Origin of the sequence: Lyngbya sp. CCAP 1446/10, assembly GCF_026130175.1 — a bacterium.
Taxonomy (GTDB): domain Bacteria; phylum Cyanobacteriota; class Cyanobacteriia; order Cyanobacteriales; family Microcoleaceae; genus Microcoleus.
In genome coordinates this window covers 1-621 of the sequence record NZ_JAIGNI010000143.1, presented here as the reverse complement: position 1 = coordinate 621, position 621 = coordinate 1, and the positions used below count along the sequence as shown (strand labels likewise).

Annotated in this window: 1 protein-coding gene; it reads right to left on the bottom strand. The window is 39.1% G+C overall.

From position 1 onward, the window contains the following. Positions 1-137: 137 nt before the first annotated feature. A partial coding sequence (locus tag K4039_RS26670) for a transposase (protein ID WP_265239514.1) occupies positions 138-621 on the bottom strand: 484 nt, incomplete at its 5' end.

Here is a 621-nt window from a genome sequence, read left to right as displayed (position 1 = left end):
TATAAGTTTCTAGTATTTTATCCTGTTTCTAGCAAGGCAAGAGTAAAAATAAGTTAAGACTTTGGATTCAATCCAGTAAAGCAAAACTTTCCATTATATCATAAAATTATTTTGCAAGAGGTCTAATAAGTAATTGCTCAACTAGGGAAAAAAAGGGAGCCATCAATAGAGAGAGCTTGTTGAATAGATTGATAAGCAGTTAAACCCTGAGGTTTGCCAGTATTGACAACCGAACGAACGGCAGCAAACAAATCTCTGCCCCATTCCGAACGGAAGCCATTAGTCACACGGCGAAATATTACACTCATCCGAATCGCCTGTTCGCTCGAATTATTCGTGGGTGGAATCCCCGCATCTTCCAGAAATAGAAATAAATTGTCAATTAGCCCACCATAGCGTTTTCGTAACCGGATACCATCCAGATGATGTGGCGCTAAATTCAAAATTCTAGTTAATCTTTCCTGTAAATTTTTTTGATATCGATTGAGTCTAGTATCGTCGATTCTTTCTCGTCGTCGATGGATGATAAAAGCTCTTAATAATAACCTCTTCATCGCTGGGGCGAAAATCCTGTCTCCAGCATCAATCGCATATTGACAGTCCCGCAATTGATGAGCCAAA